We start from the raw sequence: 25,132 nt of genomic DNA on the forward strand, positions 1-25,132 counted from the left end.
TAACGCGCGCACTCGGATCAATCCCGAAAGCACAGCGAAAAACATCTGATGAATTTGCTTGCCTCTAAGGTTACTCATCGGTAGTGTCACCCTTCACATAAGTAAACAGGTGTGACCGAAGCTGCAATACGACGGCGTCACGGCCTTCGAGACGCTGGTCAAGGGCGGTGCCCCAACAACAAGGAGATGGCTGTGCAACAAACCCTTCGTCCCTACGTCACCGCCGGTGTCGCGATCGTGGGCGCAAGCCTGATCGCAGCCACTCCGACGGTCCCGCCGCCAAACATCAGCGTGGCGCGTGATGTGGCGTTGACCGCGAGCAGCGCATGGGACGAGGTGTTCAACACCGCGCAGCAGAACCTGACCCAGATGCTGAACAACTACTATCTGGCGCCGGGGGTCGCGTTCCAGCAGTTCATCGCCAACCAGAACTCCTACGCCCAGCAGCTGCTCGATGATCCGGCGAACATCACCGCCGTCACCGAGCAGATCCGCAACAACCTCGACGGGCTGCTGACCGGGTTCATCCTGAGCAACCCCAGCACGGAAACTCTCGACACCGTGCTCAGCCACACCTTGGCGGCGGGCAACTCGGCGAACTTCACGTTCGGCTGGTATGACTTGTTCGCCGGGCCACTGGCATCGATCGCGGGCGGTATGTTTCCGGCGGATCTCATCCCGGTCATCCATTTCCTGTCCTCGCCCTTGAGCGGCATCATCATGGGCTCGCTGGGCCCGGCGATCGCCCCATGGGTCGCGCTGCTCAACAGCATCGACGACCACGACGGCATCTCCACCACGCTGGCCAACATGTTCGGGGCCTCCCTCAACGGCGCCACCCTCAACCTGGACAGCTTGCTGCCGGTGATTAACCAGGTCGCCGGTGGCCTGCTGCCGGCCGGCATGGGAATCGGCCACTTGGACATCGCGTTCGGCGGACTGCTCACCGCCGGCCATGTGGCCATCGACCCCTACCAGGTGCTGGGTGCCGGTGGCGCGGTGGTCGCCGAGACGCCCGCAGTGGGCGGCTCGATCCTCAACAGCGTCGGCATCGACCTCACCGGTGTGCCGATTCTGGGGAGCATCAACATCGCCAGCAATGCGGTCGGCCCGATCGGCGCGATCATGGGTCTGGAACAGACCATCGGCGCCCTGCTGGGCTCCGGCTGGGACGGCAAGGGTGCAGTGCCGGTGACCCCGCCGCTGGCCGGGTCGGACCTGCCGCTGATTCCCGACCTCGACGACGGCGGTGCCGGTGGTGCCGCGGCTACCGACTGGTTCGCCGACCTGATGACGGGGCTGGGCCTGTAGAGGCCCGTTCCGCACCAGACCTAGATCCCACTGAAACCCGCTACCCCAAAACGACTTTCACACGAGAGGTATTCGCATGACTCAAGGCAAGACCGCATCGCGGCACCGCAACCGGATGATCGGCGCCGGCAGCGCCGTGGCGGCGTTCCTGGCGTTCGGCATGACGCCGCTGACGCCGGCGCCGCAGGCTCAGGCCGACTTCGAAGATCTGTTCAATTTCGATTGGCTGGCCCCGACCGCCGACATCGACGTCCCCGGCTCGGCCGATGCTTTCGACCTGTCCAGTCTGATGGGCGACTTCAACGCGGCCACGCTGTTTGACCAGCTGTTTTACGACCCCGTGCACATGCTGACCGAGTTCTGGATCAACAACCCGCTTGGTGAAATGGTCAACGGCACCATCAACAGCCTCGCCGGGCAGTACCTGATCGGCGACGGTGTCGCCGGCACCGCGGCCAACCCCGACGGCGGCAACGGTGGGCTGTGGTTCGGTGACGGCGGCGCCGGTTGGAACAGTGACGTGGCCGGGGTGGCCGGCGGTACCGGCGGTAACGCGCTGGGCTTCGGCAACGGCGGTGACGGCGGCGCCGGCGGCGCGGTCTCCGGTAATGGCGGTGCCGGTGGGGCCGCCGGCGCCGGAGGCAGTGGGGCGGCGCCGGCACCCCCAACGGCACGTCCGGCACGACCGGTGCTGACGGCACCGCCGGCACCGCGGGCAACCCCGGCAGCTAGTTACATCCAGTTAGATCGGCTCACGGTCGCCGGGTCCCCAACAGGGACCCGGCGACCGTGTCGTTTGCGGGGCTTGCCGCCGATCGGCCCTTAGCACAAATTATCGTCCCGTAGTGGCCACATGCCATGCCCGGAACAGGACTGCTGCTCATTCTCAGGGTGAAAATATGCTGCATCACGAGGTATTGGAAAGTTAACGCCTGTGAGCTTTGGAAATGCCGAAAAAATCTTTGATGAAGATGCTTGTGTCTTATCTTTCTCACGGCTAGTGTCCTATTTCACATCAGTAAATAAGTGTGAATCCAGGAGCAACACGGCAGCGCCACGGCTTCTTGAGGCGCTCGCCGAGGGCGGCACTAGTCAAGGCGGTGTTGCCGGGACGGGCGGTGATGGTGGCGCCGGCGGCAACGGCACTGCGTCCGGCGGTTACGGCGGCACCGGCGGCGGGGGCGGTAACGGTTTCAATGGCATCGGGACAGCCAGTGACGGCGGTGCCGGCGGCAACGGTGGGGCCGGCGGTAACAGTGCCGGCGTCGAGACCCCGACCGGCGCGCCGTCCGGCTTCGGGACCAGCCATGCCGGCAGCGGCGGTCAGGGCGGCGCCGGCGTTACTGTTGTTGCCGAAGGCCGTGCCGCCGGTAACGGTGGAACGGGCGGTTCTGGAGCAGGCTCGGTTGACGGCGGGACCGGGGGGGGCGGCGGGACCACCCTCGGTCCTGGGCAAGGTCACCTGCGGGTTGGCGAAGTCCCGGAATGTCTTATCGCCGACCAGTTGTGCCAGCAGATATCCGGTCAGCAGAGCCCGCACCCGCCGCTGAGTGCGCCGATCCGAGGTCGGCAAGCCGAAGAACCCGGTCAATCGGCGGCCCTGCGGCAGACCGGCCGGCGACACTTTGCCGACCACCCGCAGCGTCGAAAGCTGCCAGGCGCGTGCCAGTTCGATCGCGTTGGAACGCAGCGCTTTCCGGTCATCGGGGCTGCTGAAAACCACACCCGGCACGTCCAGCGTCAAGGCCGCCTGCTCGGCGGGCGGCGTAGTGACCGTCGGGAAAATCGCTGCTACCGCTGTAGGTTTCACCGACAGTCCGGCGGCGGCGAACACCGCGGCCGAACCGCCGAAGCCGTGACCGGCCACCGCGAGCCGGCCGCGGTCGACGCTGATCCGACCCGGCCCCAACCTGACCTCGGTGGCAATCTCCAGGGCGCGCCCCAGGTCGGCGGCCAGGTCCAGCACCGACGGCGCCAGGCCCCGTCCGGTGTCGGGGGCCGCGGCCACGATGCCCCACGACGCCAGGTGCTCCAGCAATCCGGCGTACCGGTCGGCTCCGGTCAGCCAGTCGTGGCCGAACGCCACCGCGGGGAGCCGGTACCCCGACTGCGGGGTGTAGACCACCCCGGTCAGGCCGGCGTAGGCCAGATTCCCCCGCAAGACGCGATGCGGACCGGGTCGGGTCAACGCGGCGTAAAGGCGCTTGATGCTGGCCATCCGATGACGGTAACGCACCGCCAGCCAGGGTTCGCAGAGATCCGGTACCGAACGATGTCTGGTCGCTTGACCTGCGCGATTGTCTGGGTCGGGCCGCTGGTGCACTACCCTGAACAGCTATGTGTGGAATCGTCGGCTACGTCGGGCAACGCCCTGCTCGCGACGTCGTCGTCGAGGCCCTGCGTCGCATGGAATACCGCGGCTATGACTCCGCGGGAATCGCCGTTGTCGACGGGATCGGGCAGCTGACCGTCCGGCGTCGTGCCGGCCGGCTGGCCAACCTGGAAGCCGAACTGGCCGCGACCGATCCGGCGCTGCTGGTCGGGGGTACCGGCCTGGGGCACACCCGCTGGGCCACCCACGGCCGTCCTACCGACCACAACGCCCACCCGCACTGCGACACGGCCGGCAAGTTCGCCGTGGTGCACAACGGCATCATTGAGAACTTCGCCGTGCTGCGCGACGAATTGGAACACGCCGGGGTGGAGTTCACCAGCGAGACCGACAGCGAGGTGACCGTCCACCTGCTGGCCCGCCAGTACCGGGAGGGCGACACCGCCGGAGACTTCGTGGCCTCGGCGCTGGCGGTGCTGCGTCGGCTGGAGGGCCACTTCACCGTGGTGTTCGCCCACGCCGACGAACCGGGCACCATCGTGGCGGCGCGTCGGTCCACCCCGCTGGTGGTCGGCATCGGCGACGGCGAGATGTTCCTGGGCTCGGATGTGGCGGCGTTCATCCCCTACACCCGCGAAGCCGTTGAGCTGGGCCAGGACCAGGCCGTGGTCATCACCGCCGACGGCTACCGCATCACCGATTTCGCGGGCAACGACGACGTCGCCAACGCTCGGCGCTTTCACATCGATTGGGACCTGTCGGCCGCCGAGAAGGGCGGCTACGAGTACTTCATGCTCAAAGAGATCGCCGAGCAGCCCACCGCGGTGGCCGAGACGCTGCTGGGGCACTTCGAGGACGGTCGGATCGTGCTCGACGAGCAACGCCTGAGCGATCAGGAGCTGCGCGAGATCGACAAGGTGTTCGTGGTGGCCTGCGGCACCGCATACCACTCCGGTCTGTTGGCCAAGTACGCGATCGAGCACTGGACGCGGCTGCCGGTGGAAGTCGAACTGGCCAGTGAGTTCCGCTACCGCGACCCGGTGCTGGACCGCAGCACCCTGGTGGTGGCCATCAGCCAGTCCGGCGAAACCGCCGACACCTTGGAGGCCGTCCGGCACGCCAAGGAGCAGAAGGCCAAGGTGCTCGCGGTCTGCAACACCAACGGCTCGCAGATTCCGCGGGAGTGCGACGCGGTGCTCTACACCCGGGCCGGACCGGAGATCGGTGTCGCGTCCACGAAGACGTTCCTGGCGCAGATCACCGCCAACTACCTGGTCGGTCTGGCCCTGGCCCAGGCCCGGGGCACCAAGTACCCCGACGAGGTCGAGCACGAGTACCGGCAACTAGAGGCGATGCCCGAACTGGTGTCGCACGTGCTGGACGGCATCGACTCGGTCGCCGAGTTGGCGCGGCAGTTCGCGTCGTCGAGCGCGGTGCTCTTTCTCGGTCGCCACGTCGGCTACCCGGTGGCCCTGGAAGGCGCGCTCAAGCTCAAGGAGCTGGCCTACATGCACGCCGAGGGTTTTGCCGCCGGTGAACTCAAGCACGGCCCGATCGCACTGATCGAGGACGACCTTCCGGTGATCGTCGTGATGCCGTCACCCAAGAACGCGGCGATGCTGCACTCCAAGCTGCTCTCCAACATTCGCGAGATTCAGGCCCGCGGCGCCGTCACGATCGTGATCGCCGAGGAGGGCGACGAGACGGTGCGCCCCTACGCCGACCACCTGATCGAAATCCCTGCGGTGTCAACGTTGTACCAGCCGCTGTTGTCGACCATCCCGCTGCAGGTGTTTGCTGCCGGGGTGGCGCAGGCTCGCGGCTACGACGTGGACAAGCCGCGCAACCTGGCCAAGTCAGTCACCGTCGAGTAGCGGGAGTTTTCAGTGCGACAATTGTTGGCGATGGCGTGCGCCGCAATGGCGGTGCTGGCGCAGGCACCGAATGCTGTTGCGGCAAACGAGATCCCCGACCTCGATCCGCTCTTTGATGACAGCGGACCGCTGCCCGGTTCAGTGGCAGACCTCACCGGAATCCCGGATCTGGCGTTCACCACCCCGTCGGGTCTAGCCTGCCGCAAGAGTCGCGGGAAAGTGACGCACAGTGTGGCCTGTGCCGGCAATCTCGTTGGCGCCCCGGCGGGAACCCGCAGCGTGAGTCTTGGGACCGTCTATGCCGACGGCAACGGCCCGGCGCAGTTCATGCCGATGGCGCCCGCTGGGCTGCTCGGCGATCCGGCAAGGGTTCCGTCGATCATGTTGGCGCCCGGGCACAAGATCGTGTTCTGGGATTTCTCACCCACCGAATCGCTGGTCTGTGGCGCTCCGATGGGCACCGAGGTGGTCTGTGTGCTCAAGGCCGCGCGCGAGAGCGGAGCAAAAAGTGCCGGCCCGGCGGTAACGCACGGATTCGTCATCGCGGCGCCGTACAGCGAAGTCTTCTAACGCGGCACAGACCCCCGGGCGGCGCCGGAATCTGGTTGCGGCAGCTCGATCAGGTGTCGCGCGCCCGCCGAAAACGCGGCGGCAATCGCGGCGACGATGAGACGATGCAGTCGTTGTTATCGACCATCAAGCTGACCGAGTGAGGGAGAACAGTTTTGTCCAACGCTGATCCTGCTGTTCACGTCAATCGGCCCAGGCTACTTCTGATCCTCGGCATGACGGTCTTCTTCGTCGCGTCCTACCTCGTCACCGTCGCGCTGTATGAGCGCGCGGGGTGTGGCTGCCCGCGTCACCTCACTGAAGGTCTGGAGTCATCCGATGGCACGAGTGTGACCATCGACATCGAGGATCTCCAGACGGTGAAGGGCACCCTGACCGGCAAGGTCACCATCAGCCCGGGGCCGGCACTGCTCGATCCGGTCCGGCACGGGCTCACCGAAGATCTGAGCATCGCGGTGCACTCCGCGGTCACGCCGACGAAGCGCACCTGGACCAAGGGCATGGTGCCCGGTGAGTTCCCGGTCCCGTTGACCATCTCCGGTAATTCGGCGAAGTGGCCGTTCGATCACTACCAGACCGGGCCGATCACCGTCGACGTCGTCCGCGGAGATGCCACGTTGCCCGAACGGATGTCGGTGACTTTTGTCGACCACATCGCCGGTTGGAAGAACGAGATTGTCAGCGACCGTGAGGACGGCGGCCCGTACCGGATCACACTGCACCGGTCGCCGAGCACGATGGCTTTTGGTGCCGTGATCGTCGGCGTCTTGATCGCCCTGGCCGCGGTGGCCGTCGTCGTCGCGAACCTGACGTTCCTGGGCTGGCGCAAATTCCAGCCGCCGATGACGACCTGGTATGCGGCAATGCTTTTCGCGGTGGTACCGCTGAGAAACGCACTGCCGGACGCGCCGCCGATCGGATCCTGGATCGACGTTACGATCACGCTCTGGGTGATCGTGGCGCTGGTGATGTCGATGCTGTTGTTCATCTACTGCTGGTGGCGCGATCTGAAACCCGAGCCGGACTAGCCGCGCGCGTCCGATGTACCGACGTCCGCGTTGCGAAGCGCTTCCCGCGCCAGCTGCACGCGCGAGGTCAGGCCCAGTTTGGTGTAGACGTGGGTGAGGTGGGTCTGCACGGTCCGCGGTGAGATGAACAACCGGGCACCGATTTCCTTGTTGCCGAGTCCTTCGCCTGCCAGTCTGGTCACGTCCAGCTCGGTCGGGGTCAACGAGGCCCAGCCGCTCGATGGGCGTTTCCGTTCGCCGCGTCCACGTTGCGCATAACCGATCGCCTCTTCGGTGGACAGCGCTGCGCCGTCGGCCCAGCAGGCGTCGAACACGTCATCGCCCAGCTTGTTTCGCCGATCCGCCAACGACGTAGCGATCCGCGGCTGATAGATCGGGAAGCGGACGGTCCCCATCGGTGACCGTGCCGCGTCGGCTGCGGCGAACAGTCGAACGCAGATGGACCCGCGCCACTCGAGCGACGAAGCTGGGCCGCAGCAGCCGCGAGGGCGGATCGATCATGCCGGTCAGTCGCGCGAGTTGACCCGAGACCAGCGGATCCGTCTCGGCAGCGGTCATCACCCAATCGAGGTAGCCGTTGGTCAGCCGCATCGACAGCGGGCGGGGCCCCGGCACCTCGGGCAATGCCAGATCGGAGCCGACCGCGGTCTGCCAGGCCACTCGGATCTCCTTCGCCGCAGCGCGGAAAAACCGCTGCGGCCTGTCCTGATCGCCGCGGGTCAAGCAGTCCCGCAACACCAGCGCTTCTAGTGCGGCGACGGCCATTCCTTGGCCATAGATCGGGTTGAAACTGCACATCGCATCGCCGACCACGAGAAGCCCCCGCGGGAACCGGCGCATCCGGTCGTAGCGGCGCCACCGGCTGGACGGCACTCGGTAGCGGGCCACCGCGCCCAACGGCTCCGCCGACGCCCAGGCCGCCAGCGCGTGCGCCGGCGTGAACGGTGCGGCGAAGGCAATCAACTCTTCCCGGGTTCCGGGTGGTTGTGTGCCGGTCATACCGCTCACCAACACCATCGCCGTGCCGTTTTCTTGAGCTGTGCAGGCGAACGTAGTGGGCCGGCCGGGCTGCGGGCCGATGAGAATCAGATCTTCCGGCACTGCGTCGGGCCGAAAACGTACGAGTTGGCTGGCGTACGTCAGTCGGATTGTCAGCTCGTCTTCGGTAGGTCGGCGGTATCCCAGTTCGTGCAGAAACACCGGGGTGCGAGATCCCCGGCCGGTCGCGTCGACCACCAGGTCCGCGGCCAGCTCCCGCTGTTGATGGCCGTCGCTGACCCGGACGCCCGTGACCCGGTCCTTGGCGCTGGTGGCGATCAAGCCGAGGACGGTATGCCCGTCGAGGACCACCACATTCGAGATGGCCCGCAACCGCCGTCGTACGTGATCTTCCAGCAGCGGACGGCTGGGAAAGTGCAGCGAGTTCGCCATGGTGTCGGGCAGTGTCCCGCGCTGAACCGTTTGATGCCCAAGGTATTTGACGCACAGTCTGCTCAGATCGCCGTCATCCCATACCGGAACGCCCCGATCCCGCAGTTCGCCGAGAAACCCGGGAAACAACTCCTCCAGGATCTGCGTGCAACGGGCCAGCGGGATATGGGCCTGACCGCTCTGCGGTACCCCGCGCCGCGCAGTGGGGCCCTCGCACAGCGCGTCGCGTTCCACGATGGTCACGCGTTGATAGAAGTCGGCGAGTACCCGCGCGGTAAGCAGCCCGGCCATGCTGCCGCCGAGTATCACGGCATGGTTTCCACGGAGTGTGCTCATCGAGAGTCCTTTCAGATATCGACTGAGTCGACTATCTGGGGGCAGGAGCCGGGAAACATCCGCCAATGCGCGTAGATCGCCGGCCGATGACGTTGCGCCGCGAGGCCGCCGCTCGTAGTTTGAAGATTTGACGGCGAACAAGGAGGCTCCGCGTGGCGCTGCGGGCACTGGCAGTGGCGGTCACCGCGGTGGCCCTGCTGACGACCGTGCCGACCGCGGCGGCGGCACCGGCGATCCCCGATGTGGACGCCCTGATCGATGACAGCGGGCCGCTGCCCGCCTCAGTCAGCGACCTGCAGAAGGTTCCCAATGTGGTCTTCGCGACCGATTCCGGGCTGGTCTGCAGGATGCGGCAGGGCAGGATCACTCATGACGTCAACTGCGCGGGCGACATTCCGGGAGCGCCGCGCGACGCTGGGGCGGTAGAGCTGCCGGGGATTTACGGCAAGGAAAGCATCCCGGCACGTTTTCTTCCCGCTCCCGCGGATGCTCTGATCGCCGGAAACCCACCGGCCGCAAAGCTTCCGGTGGGCCACAAGATCGTGTTCTGGGACTTCTCACCCGCCGAGTCGATGGTCTGCGGGGTTCCGCCGTCCACCGATTTGGTCTGTGTGCTCAAGGAGCCCCAGGTGCCCGGGCAGGTGAGTCCGGTGGTCAGCCACGGTTTCGTCATCGCCGCACCGCAGAGCTGGGTCTTCTAGACCCGTCACCGTCGAGCGGTTGACGGACTCAGTGACAACGGGCAGTAGACAACGGGCGGTACCAAAGCTGTGAATTTGATGCCCTTAACTGTAAGTTAACTGTGAATTATCTACGTAAGTGAGAATCAGGCACAGGTCTGGTATAGCTTGACTAAGCATTCCCGGATTCCGTGCATGACGGCGGGCTCAGCGCCGGGCCGCATGCCGCCTTGGGCTGTGCTGGTCGGCAATATTGGCTGGTCGGCATAGTGTTTCGTCGCTCCATCGGCAACGGTGCGGCCGTAGGTGCGGCTGGTGATAGGCGGAGCGAGCCGGCGGAATCGTGGGCGAACCATTCGAGGAAGTTAAGCATCGCAAATACTTGCCGCCTTACTTACTTATCGGTTAGGTTAACAATCGCTGAGATATCTCGAACCGCCTAGTAGATCTGTTCACAGAATGAGGTGTTCGCACATGAGCCGTCGTCACACCAACAGCCATCGCAACCCTCGGGGTGGGAGTGGGCAGCGCCGTAATGGGATGGTCGGTGCTGGTAGCGCGATAGCCGCGTTCTTGGCGTTCGGGGTGGCCCCGCTGGCGATCGCGCCGCAGGCGCAGGCTGACCTCGATGATCTCTTCGATCTAGGTTGGCTCTCTGACTTTCTCACCCCGGCGGATGCCGCGGCGGGTCTGGACGCACTGTCTGTCGACCCCGGTTCGGCGGCTGCGGGCGGTTTCGACTTGACGTCGCTGGTCGACGACTGGCTCTACACCCCGCTGCACTTCCTGAGCGAGGCTTGGATCAACAACCCGTTCGGTGAGCTGGTGGACGGCGCCATCAACACAATGTCCGGGCAGTACCTGATCGGCGACGGCATCGATGGCACGGCGGACAATCCCGACGGCGGCAACGGCGGCCTGTGGTTCGGCGACGGCGGTGCCGGCTGGGATAGCAACGCGGTAGGCGTCCAGGGCGGTGACGGTGGTAACGCACTCGGGTTCGGCAACGGCGGTGCTGGCGGCGATGGTGGCGTCGGTGCCGATGGTGGCGCCGGTGGCATCGGTGGCACGTTCATGGGCAACGGTGGGGTCCCGGCACTGGTGGCACCGCCGGTAATGCCGGCAGCGACGGTCAGCCCGGCTAGAGCTGCCTTCTGAAGACCTGAAGATCACCAAACCATAAGGAGATGGCCGTGCAGTTAGCCCTTCAGCCCTATGTCACTGCGGGTATCGCGATTGCGGGTGCCAGCCTCATCGCGGTGCCTACGGTGGCGGCGCCGTTGCCCGGCGTTTCCCCGGTCGCCAATATCCAGGCCCCGGCGATCCAGCTCACCAGCGCGTGGGACGACGCTTTCAACGCCGGGTCGGCCAACCTCACGCAACTGGTCAACAACTACGGCTTGGCGCCCGGCGTGAGTTTCCAGCAGAGCCTGGTCAACATGGTCGGCTTCATGCAGCTGATGATCGATGACCCGGCGAACATCACCACCATCGCCGAGCAGATGCAGGACAACATCAAGAACGTGATGTCGTCCTTCAGCCTGCTCAACGTCGACGACGACACGTTGGCCACCACGACGGCTTTCACCGTCAACGGCGACCACAATCTCCTGCTGAGTCAGATCCCCGGCTTCCTGCCGGCGAGTGTTGATCCCGAGACCGTGACCACGATCCTCAATTTCTTGTCGTCACCGCTGAGCGGCATCATCATCGGGTCGCTGGGCCCGTCCATCGCCCCCTGGGTCGCACTGGACAACAGCATCACTGACCACGACAGCATCAGCGACACTCTCGCCAACATGGTCGGCGCCTTCTTCAACGGTGCCACCCTCAACCTCGACAGCCTGCTGCCGGCGATCAACAACGCGGGTCTGCTGCCGGCGCCCATGGAGATCGACAACCTGGAGTTCGCCTTCGGCGGGCTGCTCACCGGTGGCAGTGTGGCTCACTCGCCGTGGAACATCTACTCCTCCGACGGCAGCGTGTTTCAATCGGTGCCGGTCGTCGGCGGCTCGATCATCAACAGTCTCGGCATCAATATCCTCGGTATTCCGGTCCTTGGCCACCTCGGCTTCGACGGCCACGCGATCGGACCGATCGGTGCATGGCTGAGCTTCTCGGAACTGACCGCACAACTGCTGGGCGCGGGCTGGAACGTGGCCGGTGACGGCAAGGGCGCGCCGACCACCCCGACCTGCCCGCCATTGGCCTGCATCGACTTCCCCACGATCCCTGGCGACGACGCCGGCGGCGCGGCGGCGACCGACGTCGGCGGTGGCGACTTCTTCAGCCACTTGACCGACGTCATCACCGACTTCCAATGGGGAGACCTCTTCTGACGTCTCAGCCGAGACGGCTGGGATTTCGGTAGGGTGCAACCGACCGGGATGAACCGCAAATCGTTGAGGGAGACGAGTTGTCGGACTACGACCTGACCAGCGAGAACACTTTGCTGGACATGTTGCAGCGGCGAGCCGAGCAGTACGCGGACAAGGTGTTGTTCAGCTTCTCCTATAACGGCGACGACGAGGATCGCAGCGAGCTGAGCTACCGCGAGCTCGATCGGAAGGCGCGCGCGATCGCATCCACTCTGCAGCAGCAGGGTGCGGAGGGACAGCGGGTGCTGGTTTTGTACCGCCCGGGTCTGGAGTTCGTTGCCGCCTTCTTCGGTTGTGTCTATGCGGGCGCGGTTGCGGTGCCGGTGCACCAGCGGCTGGCGCCGCGGCTAACGGCGGTGGTCCCCGATGCGAAGGCCGGCTTCGTTCTCGCCACCGCTGACACCCAGGCGAACACCAAGGCCAGCATTGACGAGCTGGCCGAGGGACATGCCCTGCGCTGGAATGTCATCGAAGACGCCGCCCTCGGAGACCCCGACGGGTGGGCGGTTCCGGCCATCGATGCGGACTCCACCGCGATGATCCAGTACACCTCGGGCTCCACCCGCTCGCCGAAGGGCGTGGTGCTGACGCACCGCAACCTCATGCACAACCTGGAGATCGTCCGTCAGGCGTGGCAGGGCGACGACACCGGGGTCGGCGTGTACTGGTTGCCGCCGCATCATGACATGGGGCTGATCGGTGTCGTCCTGGAAATCCTGTACTCCGGGGCCAGCGCGGTGCTCATGTCTCCGACCGCCTTCATCAAGCGTCCGATGCGCTGGCTGGAAGCCGTCTCCCGGCACAGGGCCGTCATCACCACCGCACCGAACTTCGCCTTCGAAAAGGCGGTGGCAACCAGCACCCCAGCGGAGCGTGCGGCACTGGATCTGTCCAACCTGTCCATCGCCATGAACGGCGGGGAGCCGATACGTGCCGTAACCCTGCAGAATTTCGCCGCGGCCTTCGCCCCGGCGGGTTTCAGGCTGGAGGCGTTCACGCCGGTGTACGGGCTGGCGGAGGCCACCTTGCTGGTGGCCGGCGGATCGGACGGCGCTGCACCGGGGGTTCGCTACGTCGATCGCACCGCGCTGAGTTCCGACCGGGTGGTCGACGTCGCACCGGAGCACCCCACTGCTGCAACCTTGGTCAGTTGCGGTCCTCCCCGGGGAGGACAGGACGTGGCCATCGTCGATCCGGTGACTCATCGGTTATGCGGCCCGGACCAGGTCGGCGAGATCTGGGTCGCCGGACCCAGCGTCGCCGAGGGTTACTTCGGACGCCCTGAAGAGACCAAGCAGTCCTTCGCGGCCCACCTGGCGCAGGCAGACGGCTCCGACTCGACCCGTGGGCCGTTCCTGCGCACCGGGGATCTGGGTTTCTTGTGCGCCGGGGAGTTGTTCGTCGCGGGGCGCTACCAAGACCTGGTCACCATCGACGGCCACAACTATTACCCCAACGATGTTGAGTTCACCGTGCAGGACTGCGATCCGGTGCTGGTGTCGGGTCGGGGTGCGGTCTTCACGGTGACGCCCCGACCGCATGCTGTCGAACAACTGGTGGTCGTGCAGGAAGTGGATCGTGACCTGATCGGCGACACCGACCTCGCCGACGTCATCGACGCCATCCGGGCCACGATCACCGAGCATCATTGCATCGAGGCCCACGATGTGGTGCTGGTGGAGCATGTGTCGATTCCCACCACATCCAGCGGCAAGATCCAGCGGCGTCAGTGTCGGCAGCAGTTCCTCGACGGCGATCTCGCGGTGGTGGCGCACTGGCAAGCACCACCCGACGGTGTTGCCGAGGCCCAGGAAGCCGCGAACATGACTGTGGCAGAGGAAATCCTGGCTGAGGCCATCCGACGGGCATCCGGCAGCGCCTGACCCGGCCGGCTATGGCGCGTGGTGCTTCCAGTCACTCAGACCACAACAGCTGACGGTCCTTCGCCGTCACGGATGCCGGGCGGTGACCCCACCGTCGACGACGATCTGGGTTCCGGTGACGAACGACGCCCGCGGCGACATCAGGAACGCCACCGCCTGGGCAACTTCCGCCGGTTGGCCGATCCGCCCCAGCGGTGCAGCGGCCACGAAGCCGGCCGCGACCTCTTCGACGTCGAGCGCGATCTGCAGCATCGGGGTTTCGATGAAGCCGGGACAGACCGCGTTGACGCGGATTCCGGCCGGGCCCAACTGGGCGGCCATCGACCTGGTCAGCCCCAGCAGCCCGGCCTTGGAGGCGCAGTAGGCGGGGATGAACGGGTTGGCAGTCAACCCCTCGATGCTGGAGATGCCGACCACGGCCGGGTCGCCGCCGGCCCGGGCGACAGTCTCCAGGTGCGGCAGCATCAACTGCACGAGCATCGCCTGGGCGCGCAGGTTGACATCCATCACCGCATCCCAGGATTCGGCGGTGTAGGCGCCTACCGGTTCGGGCAACACCCGGCCCGCGGCATGCACCAGCCCGTCGATTCCGTCCAGCGCCTCGGCCGCCGCCGCGACCGCGGCGGGCATCCCGTCGTCGTCGCACACGTCGACCACCGCGCCGGGCATCCCCAAACTTTCGGCTACGTCGTGGACCGCCTGGGCGATGTCCCACAACGTAACTCGGCGGCCGTCGGCGACCAGGGCCTGGGCGCAGGCCCGGCCGATCCCCGATGCTGCCCCGGTGACGACAACTCCGCTCACCTGCGCGCTCCCTCTGTGATGACGAACTGCGACCAATCCGGTTCACGCACCGCCGACCAGTACTCGTCGAGCCGCCACGGGCTCACCGTGTGGATCTCGCCGTCGGCGTTCTTGAAGTAGGAATGCTTGACCGCCGGATGCGCCCACACCGTCTGGGCGATCGCGGCCTGGGTGGCCCGATGCCACTCGGTGGCCGCCTGCACGGTCGGCTCGATCGAATGCAGTCGTTCGCCGGCGAGCTTGGCCAGGCAGGCGTCGATGTAGCGCATCTCCAACTCGGAGTTGAAGATCAGGCTGCCACCGTGCGCCAGATGCGCGCCGGGCCCGTACAGCACAAAGAAGTTCGGGAAGCCGGGCACCGTGATGCCCAGATACGCGTACGGCTTGCTGCCCCACAGCGCGTGCAGATCCGTCCCGTCACGGCCGGTGATGCGTATCGGCCACAACACATCGGTGTGCCGAAAGCCGGTGGCGTACACGATCACATCCACCTCGTGATGGACACCGTCGTCGGTCTCCACACCCTGCGCGGTGATGCGCCGTATCGGGGTGCGGATCAGTTCGACGTTGTCGCGTCTCAGGGTTTTGAGCCAGGTGCCGTTGTCCTGCAGGGTGCGCTTGCCGGTCGCCGGATAGTCGGGCAACACCTTGGCCAGCAGCTCGTCGTCGTCACCCACCTGATCGGTGATCCAGCCGGTGAACATCTGCCGGGCCAGGGCGTTGATCTCGCTCACCGCGTAGTCCTGGCCGGGATAGTCCGGGTCTACTCGGGCGGCCTCCAGGCCCTTGTCGGCACCGGGCCACAGCAGCAGGAAGCGGTACCAGCGGCCGTAGAACGGCAGGTGTTCCAACGCCCAGCGCACCCCGTCGTCGACGGCGTCGTGATACATCGGGTTGGGGAACATCCACTGCGCGGTGCGCTGAAACACCGTGAGGTGCTGCACTTTTCCCGCAATCGCGGGTGCGATCTGAAATCCGCTGGCACCCGCACCGATCAACGCCACCCGCTTACCGGTCAGGTCGACGGTGTGATCCCACGCCGCGGAGTGAAACGATGGGCCGGCGAAACTGTCGGCCCCGTCGAGATCGGGCAGATGCGGGCGGTTGAGCTGACCGACCGCGGTGATCACCGCGCGCGCCGAGAGCGTGGCCGCTGAATTGCCGGCGGTGCGGATGGTTAAGGTCCAGGTTCCGTTGCCCTCGTTCCAGACGGCGTCGGTGACTTCGGTGCCCCACCGAACATGCTCGCTCAGGCCGTGTTTGGTGACAAGATCGGTGAAGTACGCCCGCAGCTCGGGCTGTTCGGCGAAGTAATGTCCCCAGTCGTTGTTGGGTTCGAAGCTGTAGCAGTAGAAGTGGTTCGCGACGTCCACCCGAGCCCCCGGATAGTCGTTCTCCCACCACGTTCCGCCCGGACCTTCGTTCTTTTCGACAATCGTGAACGGAATACCGGCCTGCGCGAGCCGGATTCCGGCCAGCACGCCCGATTCGCCGCAACCGATCACCACCACCGGCAGCTCCGCCGCGCGGGCGGGGTCCAGCGGAGCCGGAGCGCGCGGGTCGACGCCGTCGAGGTCGAGTTCTTCGGAGAGCAACCCCAGGTAGGCGTCCGGCACGGTCTCGCAGGCCGCCCAGTCCATCATCTCCTTGACCAGCTCGGCGGGCAGGGGAGCGGGTTGCGGGCAGCCGCGGTCGCGGTAGTCCACGATCACCGGCAGCGCTTCGGCGCGGGCGCGGGCCTTGTCTTCCTCGGACATGAACCCCTGGATCTCGTTGAGGAAGATCCCGTTCTGCCTGAAGTCCCGGATGAAGCGGGGGTCGCCGGTGATGTGCACGCACGACAGCAACAAGCTGGGGATGGACACCTGCTCCAAAGCGGCGGCGATCTCGGAATCGGTGGTGGTGAACGGTTCCCCGGCGTAGCGGTTGCGCAACGGCTCGGCCCTCTCCCTGTATTCGCTACTGTGCGACGCGAAATTGAATCGGACGATACGCGAGGCGTAGGGGCGGAGCAAGGATTGGCTGGCGTGGACTCACCCGGCCGCGTCGATCTTCGAGGTGATCGAGTCGAGCAGCGTATGTGCCGCCACTATCGAAGGAGTTGTGCGTGCGGCTATCGAAGAAGTTGAGCTTTCGCACACGGCGGCGCGGACAACAACGTTGCTGCGCACGGTCAGCATGGTTTGACACGTCCAGTCGGAGTTGACGTTGTCCATCATGAGGGCAGCGAGCACGCCGTCGGAGTCGAGGAAATTGTCGATATACCAGAGTTGGTCTGGTGATTCTTTCGCATTGGCAAAGCGGCTGTTGACAATACGGACGTTGCACTTCTGCCATGCAGCGCTCTGATTGGCGTAAAACGCCCGGGCAGCGGCGGCGTGCGGATAGCTGGTGACGGACATCGAGACATGCTTCGCCAGGTAGCGGGGATCGGGTTCGGGCGGACTGTTCCATCGTTGCCAGCGGATAGCAGTCCAACCCGAGCCTGCGTAGGCCTGCGATGAGACGGACGTGATCCCTTGGCAATCGGCATCCGCCAGATTGTCGGGGTCGATGTACTCACCGTGCGACACCAGATCGATGGCTGGGTCGTCCACCGCGGAAGAGACGACGCCCCGGTCCGGCAAGAGGCCGTCGAGCGCGGCGACGGGCACCAGGCGGTCGGCAGCGGCGACGGGTGCCGGTGTCCGGTCGGGGGAGCCATCAGCTGACGATGTCGGGCTGGATTGCGGGCGTTCGTGCCGGTCACGGCGCATGACGGTCACCGTCAGTGCCACGACAATCGCCGCCAGCACGCAGACCAGCCCCAGCAGCATCGGTATCAGTCGGCGGTTGCCGTTCGGTGCCGGATTCGGCGGCATCCGTTGCCAAGGCGGCGGATCATAGGGGTTCATCGTGCACCCCAATCCCGTCGCGGTTGTGCATCAATGTCCTGCTGCCGCGTCGATCTTCGCGGTGATCGAGTCGAGGAGTGTCTGTGTCGCCGCTGCCGAATCCGTATCTGCGCACACGCTGATGCGGACGACAACGTTGCTGCGTGCGGTCAGCGCGTTCTGGCACGACCAGCCGCCGCCGCCCTCGGAGATCGTGGTCGCTTTGAGCACCCCATCGGCGTCGGCGACGCCCTCGACCGACCAGAATAGGCCGGGCGAGTCCGGGACGGTGGGCACGCGGGTATTGATGATGCGGCCGGAGCACTTCTGCCACGCCGCGCTCTCCTTGGTGTAGAAGGCACGAGCAGTGCTGGCGTGCGGATAGCTCGTTACCGACATCAGGGCTTGGTGCACCCACCTAGGTGGATTGGGCTCGGCGGGACTGTTCCATCCTTGCCAGCGGACAGCGGTCCATCCGGAACCGGCAAAAACGGGCCCGGAAACAGAGGTAAGTCCTTGGCAGTCGGCGTCCACCATGACGTCGGTGTCTATACCCGTACCTTCGGCGACGAGGCCGATTCCTGGGTCGCTTACCGCTGCGGAGACGACTTCCTTGGCCGGCAGCAGGCCTTCGAGAGCGGAGACCGGCACCGACGCTTGGTCATCGGACGTTGCCGATGCCGAGGTGGGAGATTGCGCGCTCTCGTGCCGGTCACGTCCGATGACCTTCACGGCGAGCACCACGGCGGTTACGGTCAGCAGGCAGACCAGCGCCAACAGGACCCGCATGAGTCGGCGATTGCGCCGCAGCGGCGGACCGGGTGGCCATGGCGGTGGGAACGGCCCGCCCGGACCCGGCGGCATGGGCTGGTTCATCGGCGCGAATGGGGGCTGGTCGTAGGGGTTGGGCGTCGGACCGTGCGGTTCGCTCATAGGTGCCCCCACCTCCCGTCGGGGCCGATCGCAGGCGGATGGCCCGATTTTCACCGAGGTTATCAGCGGTCGGTCTGTCCGTGTCTGCACCGACCATGCGACGCTGTACGCCGTGGCGGACGTCAGAACGCGCCTGGCCGCGGTGTGGCACTTTGTGCACACCGCGCCGTTGACCTATCTGTGGCTGGCGGTGCTGGGGGTCACCACCGTTATTCAGCACATGGTCGGCCGGCGCCTGCACACCATGCTCGTCGAGCAATCCACCAACCTGCACCACCTGGCCACCGACCCATTGGAGGTGCTGGTCTCCAGCCTGTTGTGGATCGACGGCAAGGACTGGTCGCCGTACCTGGTGCTGTTCACCCTGTTTCTGGCGCCGGCCGAACACTGGCTGGGGCACCTGCGTTGGCTGATGGTCGGATTGATCTCCCACGTCGGTGCCACCTATGTCAGCGAGGGTGCGCTCTACGCGCTGATCCACCTGCACCGGGAATCGGAGCGGTTGACCTTCGCGCGAGACATCGGGGTCAGCTACTTCCTGGTGGGTGTGATGGCGGTGCTGACCTATCGGATCCGTCGGCCCTGGCGGTGGGGATACCTGGCTTTATTGCTCGTGATCTTCGCGGTGCCGCTGGCCATCAACTCGGACTTCACCGCGGTCGGCCATGCCGCCGCGTTAGTCATCGGGTTGTGCTGTTACCCGCTGACGCACCCCCACCATCCGCTGCGACATCACCCGAGCGCCGTCGGCGGCCACTAGCCCAGATTTTTCGCGAAATGCGCCTTGTGAAGGTGTGTAGATGAGCGAAAGTGCCTGTCCTGCAAGGAATAATTGGACTTGTCGACGGTTCAATCGTTCCAAGTGGAAGGCACCTCGCAGGCACTAGCCCAGATTTTTCGCGAAATGCGCCTTGTGAAGGTGTGTAGATGAGCGAAAGTGCCTGTCCTGCAAGGAATAATTGGACTTGTCGACGGTTCAATCGTTCCAAGTGGAAGGCACCTCGCAGGTGAAGAATATCGCGGTGGCAGGGCGGGTGAAAGTGTCTGCTGACGGCCAAGGTGTGGTGTCGCATGCCGGGATGGGCATGCTGCGCGAACTGGCCGACCGGACCGGGTTATCGACGCAGGTCACGGCCGCGCTGGCGGATACCTACCGGGGCCCGTGGGTGTACGAGCCCGGGGAGGTGTTCGCTGATCTGGCCGCCGCGGTCGCCGACGGGGCCGACTGCATCGACGGGGTCGCGCAACTGTGCGGGGATCGCGAGCACGTCCTGGGTGCGAAGGCCTCGACGACCACGATGTGGCGGCTGGTCGATGAGCGCATCGACGCCGCACACCTACCCGGGGTACGGGCCGCGCGGGCCGCCGCGCGGGCCGCGGCCTGGGAAGCCGGAGCGTCCCCCGCTGGTGAGGGCTGGCTGCACATCGACATCGACGCCACCCTGGTCATCGATCACTCCGACAACAAGACCGGCGCCGCCCCGACCTGGAAGAAGACGTTCGGTCTTCATCCGCTGCTAGCGTTCCTGGACCGCCCCGAGATCGCCGGTGGCGAGGCTCTGGCCGGGTTGCTGCGCAACGGTAACGCCGGCTCCAACACTGCCAGTGACCACGTCATCGTTCTGGGACAGGCACTGGCCGCCCTGCCCCCGGCGTGGCGGCCCGACCCAGACCACCCCGATGATCCCGATAAGCCCCGGGTGGTGGTGCGCTGCGACACCGCCGGGGCCACCCACCGATTCGCCGATGCCTGCCGCATCGCCGGGGTCGGGTTCTCCTTCGGCTACCCTGTCGACGCCCGCGTGCAGGACGCCGTGGACAGTCTCACCCTCGCTGATGCCTGGTACCCGGCGATCGACACCGACGGCGGTATCCGCGACGGCGCCTGGGTCGCCGAGGCCACCACCCTGGTCAACCTGGCCTCCTGGCCGGCCGGGACCCGGTTGATCCTGCGCAGAGAACGCCCCCACCCCGGCGCGCAGTTGCGGTTCACCGACGCCGACGGGATGCGGATCACCGCGTTCATCACCGACACACCACCCGGAATCATCGCCGGGCAGGTAGCGGGCCTGGAGTTACGGCACCGTCAGCACGCCCGCGTCGAGGACCGTATCCGCGAACTGAAGGCCACCGGTCTGCGTAACCTGCCGTGTCATTCCTTCTGGGCCAACGCTGCCTGGCTCGAAGTCATTCTGGCCGGCGCCGACCTGGTCACCTGGACCCGACTCATCGGATTCGGTAGCCACCCGGCACTGGCCCGCGCTGAGATCGCCACCTTCCGCTACCGGGTCCTGCACGTCGCGGCCCGCGTCACCCGCAGTGCCCGTCAACTGCGGCTACGCCTGGATGTCACCTGGCGGTGGGCATCGGCGATAGCCGCCGCCTGGCAGACCATCCGCAGCGCCTTCCGATAACACCGCGGCCCATCCGACCGACCAACGTTGAAAGGCCCACCGGCCCTGGGAAAGCCCGCCCCACCCGGCGACACGGGACAGCTCCGCCACGCCACCACCCGAAAATCATTACCAATCAGCCAATTCGCCATCAGACCGAGCCCGAACCCATTTTCCATGCAAAATCGAGGCTAATGCCGTGTTTGAGCTGCCAACAGTGAACGGCGCAGGCCCCGTCCACCGGCCGGCTCCGACCATAAGAATCTCGGCGCGAGAAAGTCGGACCTGGCCGCGATCGCAATTTTGGCGACTGAACCCTCAGGCCTTGGCGNCGTTGAAAGGCCCACCGGCCCTGGGAAAGCCCGCCCCACCCGGCGACACGGGACAGCTCCGCCACGCCACCACCCGAAAATCATTACCAATCAGCCAATTCGCCATCAGACCGAGCCCGAACCCATTTTCCATGCAAAATCGAGGCTAGCCTGACAATCGCGAGCACGGCGAGGAGGGCAAGTGCGGCATTACTACAGCGTCGAGGTCATTCGCGCCGCCGAAGCACCGCTGTTGGCGAGCCTGCCCGACGGGGTGCTGATGCGCCGGGCCGCGTTCGGTTTGGCGACCGCGATCGCACGGGAGCTGGCCGCGCGCACCGGCGTGGTAGCCGGGCGTCAGCTGTGCGCGGTGGTGGGCTCCGGCGACAACGGCGGCGACGCGCTGTGGGCGGCTACCCTGCTGCGTCGACGCGGCGTGGCGGCCAGTGCCGTCCTGCTCGACCCCGAGCGTGCCCACGCCAAGGGCCTTGCAGCGTTCCAACGTGCCGGCGGCCGGATCGTTGACACCGTGCCGTCCGCAACGGATCTGGTGATCGACGGCGTGGTCGGCATCTCCGGGCGAGGCCCGTTGCGGCCGCATGCCGCTGAGGTCTTCGCCGGAGTCGAGGCGGCGGGTATTCCGGTGGTGGCCGTCGACATTCCCAGTGGCTTGGATCCGCATACCGGCGCGGCGGACGGGCCCGCGGTGCGCGCCGCTCTCACCGTCACTTTCGGTGGCCTCAAACCGGTGCACGCCCTGGGGCAGTGCGGGCGGGTCGAGCTCGTCGAGATCGGCCTGGACCTGCCGGGCACCGACCTGCACTCGTTGACCGCGGCCGACGTGGAGGCCTGCTGGCCGGCGCCCGGCCCACGCGACGACAAATACACCCAGGGCGTCACCGGAATCCTGGCCGGATCGGCGACCTACCCGGGCGCGGCGATCCTGTGCGCGGGGGCGGCGGTGGCGGCCACCTCCGGTATGGTGCGCTACGCCGGAAGCGCTGACGCCCAAGTGGTTTCGCACTGGCCGGAGGTGGTCGCGGCGCCCAGCCCGGCGGCTGCCGGGAAGGTGCAGGCCTGGGCGGTCGGTCCCGGTCTGGGCACCGGCGAACAGGCTGCCACCGCACTGTGGTTCGCCCTTGGCACCGATCTGCCGGTGATCGTCGACGCCGATGCGCTGACTATCCTGGCCGCCCACCCGTCGCTGGTGGCCGATCGCAACGCCCCGACGGTGCTGACCCCGCATGCGGGCGAATACGCCCGGCTGGCCGGACACCCGCCCGGTCCCGACCGGGTCGGCGCGGCCCGCGAGCTGGCCGACCGATTCGGGGCCACCGTGCTGTTGAAAGGCAACGTCACCGTCGTCGCCGACCCCTCCGGCCCGGTTTACCTCAATCCGGCCGGCGGGTCGTGGGCGGCCACCGCGGGCTCCGGCGACGTGCTGTCCGGCATCATCGGCGCGCTGTTGGCATCCGGCCTGCCCCCCGCCCAGGCCGCTGCCGCCGCCGCGTTCGTGCACACTCGCGCCGCCGCAGCCTCGGCCGCCGACCCTGGACCCGGCGCCACCCCGACGTCGGCCTCGCGCATCCTGGCCCACATCCGCACCGCCCTGGCCCAGCTATAGAGGAGAGTCGTAGTGACCCATTCCCACCCGTCCGTGCCGGCGCACGCCATCGCCCCCGCCTACACCGGCCGGATGTTCACCTCGCCGGTGCCGGCGTTGCGGCTGCCCGACGAGCCGATGGACCCGCAGACCGCCTACCGCTTCATCCACGACGAACTGATGCTCGACGGCAGTTCCCGGCTGAATCTGGCCACCTTCGTCACCACCTGGATGGACCCCGAAGCGTCGGCCCTAATGGCGGAGTCGTTCGACAAGAACATGATCGACAAGGACGAATACCCGGCTACCGCGGCCATTGAGCAGCGCTGCGTGTCCATGGTCGCCGACCTGTTTCACGCCGAGGATCTGCGTGACGATGATCCCGCCAGTGCGATCGGGGTGTCCACCGTCGGGTCCAGCGAGGCGGTGATGCTGGGCGGGCTGGCGATGAAATGGCGGTGGCGCCAGCGGGTCGGTGACGACTGGAAGGGCCGCACCCCGAACCTGGTGATGGGCTCCAATGTCCAGGTGGTGTGGGAGAAGTTCTGCCGCTACTTCGACGTCGAACCCCGCTACCTGCCGATGGGCCAGGACCGCTATGTGATCACCCCGGAGCAAGTGGTCGATGCCGTCGATGAGAACACCATCGGGGTGGTGAGCATCCTGGGCACCACCTACACCGGGGAGCTCGAACCCGTCGAGCAGATCTGTGCGGCCCTAGACAAGTTGGCGGCGGGCGGCGGGCCGGACGTGCCGGTGCACGTGGACGCGGCCAGCGGCGGATTCGTGGTGCCCTTCCTGCACCCGGGCCTCAAATGGGATTTCCGGCTGCCGCGGGTGGTCTCGGTCAACGTCAGCGGCCACAAGTACGGGCTGACCTACCCGGGCATCGGCTTCGTGGTGTGGCGCAGTGCCGACTATCTGCCCGAGGAGCTGGTGTTCCGGGTCAACTACCTGGGCGGCGACATGCCCACGTTCACGCTGAACTTCTCCCGGCCGGGCAACCAGGTCGTCGGCCAGTACTACAACTTCTTGCGCCTCGGCCGCGCCGGCTACACCGAGGTGATGCGGACCCTGTCCGACACCGCTCGCTGGCTGTCGCACCAACTGGCCGCTTCCGAGCACTTCGAGGTGATCAGCGACGGTTCGGCGATCCCGGTGGTGAGTTGCCGGCTGGCGGGCGAGCGCGGCTACACCGAGTTCGACGTGTCCCACGAGCTGCGTACGTTCGGCTGGCAGGTGCCGGCCTACACCATGCCCGAAGGCGCCGAGGACGTCGCGGTGTTGCGCGTCGTGGTCCGTGAAGGGCTGTCGGCGGATCTTGCCCGGGCGCTTTTCGACGACATCATGAAAGCGGTGACCGCCCTGGACCGGGTCAAACCCGCCGGCCTCTACGACGATCAGCAGCACTTTTCGCACTAGCCGGTCGGTCTCCCCGCAGGCCCATCCGGCCGCCGAGTGTGCGTTTTCGGTCCCAAGATCGCGATTTCGGCGACCAAACCGCACACTCGGCGCGGCAGGTCACCAGGTTTTCGGGCAGCTTCGGCTGATCAGGGCTGCTCCGACCCGGTCCAGGAACCGGTCCGGAGTCATGTGCAGCGTGCGGCTCGTCAGCTTGATGTCGATCCAACCGCGTTCGAGAAGGGTGTTGTAACGCTCGGCGTCACGTTCCCGCTGCTGGGGATCGGTCCAATGGTGGGCGCCTTCGAAGTCGACGCCGACGAGGTGCTCTTTCCACCCCATGTCGATGACGGCGACGAGTTGGCCGTAGTCGCCATACACCGGGATCTGGGTCTGCGGCCGCGGAAAGCCGGCGCGCATTAGGTGGAGTCGGGTGAGCGATTCGTAGGGTGAGTCGGCGCCTCCATCGACAAGCAACAGGGTCTCTTCGAGCTGGCGTAGGCCACGGGCGCCCCGGTGCACGTCGGCTACCGCGGCGACGTCGAGAACTTTGACGCCGGTGGCGTTCATCAGGGCGTCGATACGCTGCACTCCCGCGGTGAGATCGAGGCGTCTGCCCAGGTCGAAAGCGGTGCGGGCGGCCGTGGTCACCGGCATCCCGCGAACCGTCTGTGCCTCGCCGGGCAGCAGTGTGTCGCTGTGCACGGTGAGCAGCGGCGGTGCCCGACGGTTGTCGTGGATGAGTTCTGCGGGGCTGTCGGGATCGATCCACTTCGCGCCGAGCATCGCCGACGCGGACAACCCGGCAAGAACACCACGTCGGCGTGACCAGAGCCAGGCGGCCCGCGCCCGGTCGGACGCCGTCAGTGGCCCACGGGGCGTCCACACGCCCGGGTAGATGCGGACGTAGTCGCGGTGCAGCTGGGCGCGGGTCACGCCGCCGCGGGCCAGCGCTTCGGCCGCCCGAAACGGCCTTTGCGGTGATCGCATG

Annotated in this window: 20 protein-coding genes and 1 pseudogene; 13 read left to right on the forward strand and 8 right to left on the reverse strand. The window is 66.4% G+C overall.

From position 1 onward, the window contains the following. Positions 1-186: 186 nt before the first annotated feature. The gene (gene gjpA, locus BN4346_RS30220; protein WP_067970079.1) at positions 187-1,311 is read left to right on the forward strand and encodes an outer membrane porin GjpA; all 1,125 of its coding nucleotides are present in this window, start codon (positions 187-189) and stop codon (positions 1,309-1,311) included. Positions 1,312-1,387: 76 nt separating this feature from the next. Beyond that, a complete protein-coding gene (locus BN4346_RS47600) occupies positions 1,388-2,137 on the forward strand; it encodes a PGRS repeat-containing protein (protein WP_067970085.1) in 750 nt (249 codons plus the stop codon). Between the two features lie 594 nt (positions 2,138-2,731). On the opposite strand, the pseudogene BN4346_RS48395 reads toward BN4346_RS47600, so the two are convergent. Then, positions 2,732-3,529 (reverse strand): annotated as a pseudogene (locus BN4346_RS48395) (dienelactone hydrolase family protein); the annotation flags it as partial. Between the two features lie 119 nt (positions 3,530-3,648). Here BN4346_RS48395 and glmS point away from each other — a divergent pair. From glmS to BN4346_RS30245, 3 genes are all read left to right on the forward strand, one after another. After that, positions 3,649-5,517, forward strand: a complete 1,869-nt coding sequence (gene glmS, locus BN4346_RS30235; RefSeq protein WP_067970089.1) for a glutamine--fructose-6-phosphate transaminase (isomerizing) — start codon at positions 3,649-3,651, stop codon at positions 5,515-5,517. Between the two features lie 30 nt (positions 5,518-5,547). Continuing rightward, positions 5,548-6,087 carry a cupredoxin domain-containing protein gene (locus tag BN4346_RS30240; protein WP_078058508.1) on the forward strand — a complete coding sequence of 180 codons (540 nt, stop codon included), beginning with the start codon at positions 5,548-5,550 and terminating at the stop codon, positions 6,085-6,087. Between the two features lie 215 nt (positions 6,088-6,302). After that, positions 6,303-7,115: a DUF4436 domain-containing protein gene (locus BN4346_RS30245; RefSeq protein ID WP_067970092.1), complete on the forward strand. Its 813-nt coding sequence runs from the start codon at positions 6,303-6,305 to the stop codon at positions 7,113-7,115. On the opposite strand, the gene BN4346_RS30250 is transcribed toward BN4346_RS30245, so the two are convergent. Both BN4346_RS30250 and BN4346_RS30255 read right to left on the reverse strand, forming a co-directional pair. Further along, positions 7,112-7,462 carry a helix-turn-helix domain-containing protein gene (locus BN4346_RS30250; RefSeq protein ID WP_235653567.1) on the reverse strand — a complete coding sequence of 117 codons (351 nt, stop codon included), beginning with the start codon at positions 7,460-7,462 and terminating at the stop codon, positions 7,112-7,114. The genes BN4346_RS30245 and BN4346_RS30250 overlap by 4 nt on opposite strands. Further along, on the reverse strand, positions 7,431-8,882 hold the full coding sequence (locus tag BN4346_RS30255) for an FAD-dependent oxidoreductase (RefSeq protein ID WP_067970099.1): 1,452 nt from the start codon (positions 8,880-8,882) through the stop codon (positions 7,431-7,433). The genes BN4346_RS30250 and BN4346_RS30255 overlap by 32 nt, the downstream gene beginning before the upstream one ends. A gap of 152 nt (positions 8,883-9,034) precedes the next feature. Here BN4346_RS30255 and BN4346_RS30260 point away from each other — a divergent pair, with 152 nt between their 5' ends. From BN4346_RS30260 to BN4346_RS30275, 4 genes are all read left to right on the forward strand, one after another. Then, positions 9,035-9,583, forward strand: coding sequence for a hypothetical protein (locus BN4346_RS30260; RefSeq protein WP_067970102.1), 549 nt, complete (start codon positions 9,035-9,037; stop codon positions 9,581-9,583). Positions 9,584-10,036: 453 nt separating this feature from the next. Further along, a complete protein-coding gene (locus BN4346_RS30265; protein WP_154677559.1) occupies positions 10,037-10,720 on the forward strand; it encodes a PGRS repeat-containing protein in 684 nt (227 codons plus the stop codon). Between the two features lie 35 nt (positions 10,721-10,755). After that, positions 10,756-11,901 (forward strand): outer membrane porin GjpA, encoded by a 1,146-nt coding sequence (gene gjpA, locus BN4346_RS30270; protein WP_167666204.1) that lies wholly within the window; start codon positions 10,756-10,758, stop codon positions 11,899-11,901. A 77-nt stretch (positions 11,902-11,978) separates the two neighbouring features. Further along, a complete protein-coding gene (locus BN4346_RS30275; RefSeq protein ID WP_235653568.1) occupies positions 11,979-13,823 on the forward strand; it encodes a fatty acyl-AMP ligase in 1,845 nt (614 codons plus the stop codon). 66 nt (positions 13,824-13,889) lie between these two features. Here the strand turns inward: BN4346_RS30275 and BN4346_RS30280 are convergent, their stop codons facing one another. From BN4346_RS30280 to BN4346_RS30295, 4 genes are all read right to left on the reverse strand, one after another. After that, complete coding sequence (locus BN4346_RS30280) at positions 13,890-14,627, reverse strand: SDR family NAD(P)-dependent oxidoreductase (protein WP_067970111.1); 738 nt, start codon at positions 14,625-14,627, stop codon at positions 13,890-13,892. Continuing rightward, positions 14,624-16,561, reverse strand: coding sequence for a flavin-containing monooxygenase (locus BN4346_RS30285; RefSeq protein ID WP_067970152.1), 1,938 nt, complete (start codon positions 16,559-16,561; stop codon positions 14,624-14,626). The genes BN4346_RS30280 and BN4346_RS30285 overlap by 4 nt, the downstream gene beginning before the upstream one ends. Positions 16,562-16,660: 99 nt before the next feature. Next, entirely contained in the window at positions 16,661-17,521 is an 861-nt protein-coding gene (locus tag BN4346_RS30290; protein WP_067970115.1) for a sensor domain-containing protein, read from the reverse strand. 30 nt (positions 17,522-17,551) lie between these two features. Next, positions 17,552-18,433 (reverse strand): sensor domain-containing protein, encoded by an 882-nt coding sequence (locus tag BN4346_RS30295; protein WP_067970117.1) that lies wholly within the window; start codon positions 18,431-18,433, stop codon positions 17,552-17,554. Positions 18,434-18,545: 112 nt separating this feature from the next. Between BN4346_RS30295 and BN4346_RS30300 the strand changes: the two genes are divergently transcribed. The 4 genes from BN4346_RS30300 to BN4346_RS30315 all read left to right on the forward strand — a co-directional run bounded on the left by BN4346_RS30300 (position 18,546) and on the right by BN4346_RS30315 (position 24,162). Next, positions 18,546-19,193, forward strand: coding sequence for a rhomboid-like protein (locus tag BN4346_RS30300; RefSeq protein ID WP_067970121.1), 648 nt, complete (start codon positions 18,546-18,548; stop codon positions 19,191-19,193). A 247-nt stretch (positions 19,194-19,440) separates the two neighbouring features. Beyond that, positions 19,441-20,847 carry an IS1380 family transposase gene (locus BN4346_RS30305; protein ID WP_067970154.1) on the forward strand — a complete coding sequence of 469 codons (1,407 nt, stop codon included), beginning with the start codon at positions 19,441-19,443 and terminating at the stop codon, positions 20,845-20,847. A 492-nt stretch (positions 20,848-21,339) separates the two neighbouring features. Then, positions 21,340-22,761, forward strand: coding sequence for a bifunctional ADP-dependent NAD(P)H-hydrate dehydratase/NAD(P)H-hydrate epimerase (locus BN4346_RS30310; RefSeq protein ID WP_067970123.1), 1,422 nt, complete (start codon positions 21,340-21,342; stop codon positions 22,759-22,761). Positions 22,762-22,773: 12 nt separating this feature from the next. Continuing rightward, on the forward strand, positions 22,774-24,162 hold the full coding sequence (locus tag BN4346_RS30315) for a glutamate decarboxylase (protein WP_067970125.1): 1,389 nt from the start codon (positions 22,774-22,776) through the stop codon (positions 24,160-24,162). Positions 24,163-24,261: 99 nt separating this feature from the next. Here BN4346_RS30315 and BN4346_RS30320 read toward each other — a convergent pair whose 3' ends face one another. Beyond that, positions 24,262-25,131, reverse strand: coding sequence for a hypothetical protein (locus tag BN4346_RS30320; RefSeq protein WP_067970157.1), 870 nt, complete (start codon positions 25,129-25,131; stop codon positions 24,262-24,264). Position 25,132: the final 1 nt, after the last annotated feature.

Origin of the sequence: Mycolicibacter icosiumassiliensis (assembly GCF_900078685.2) — a bacterium.
Lineage (GTDB): Bacteria > Actinomycetota > Actinomycetes > Mycobacteriales > Mycobacteriaceae > Mycobacterium > Mycobacterium icosiumassiliensis.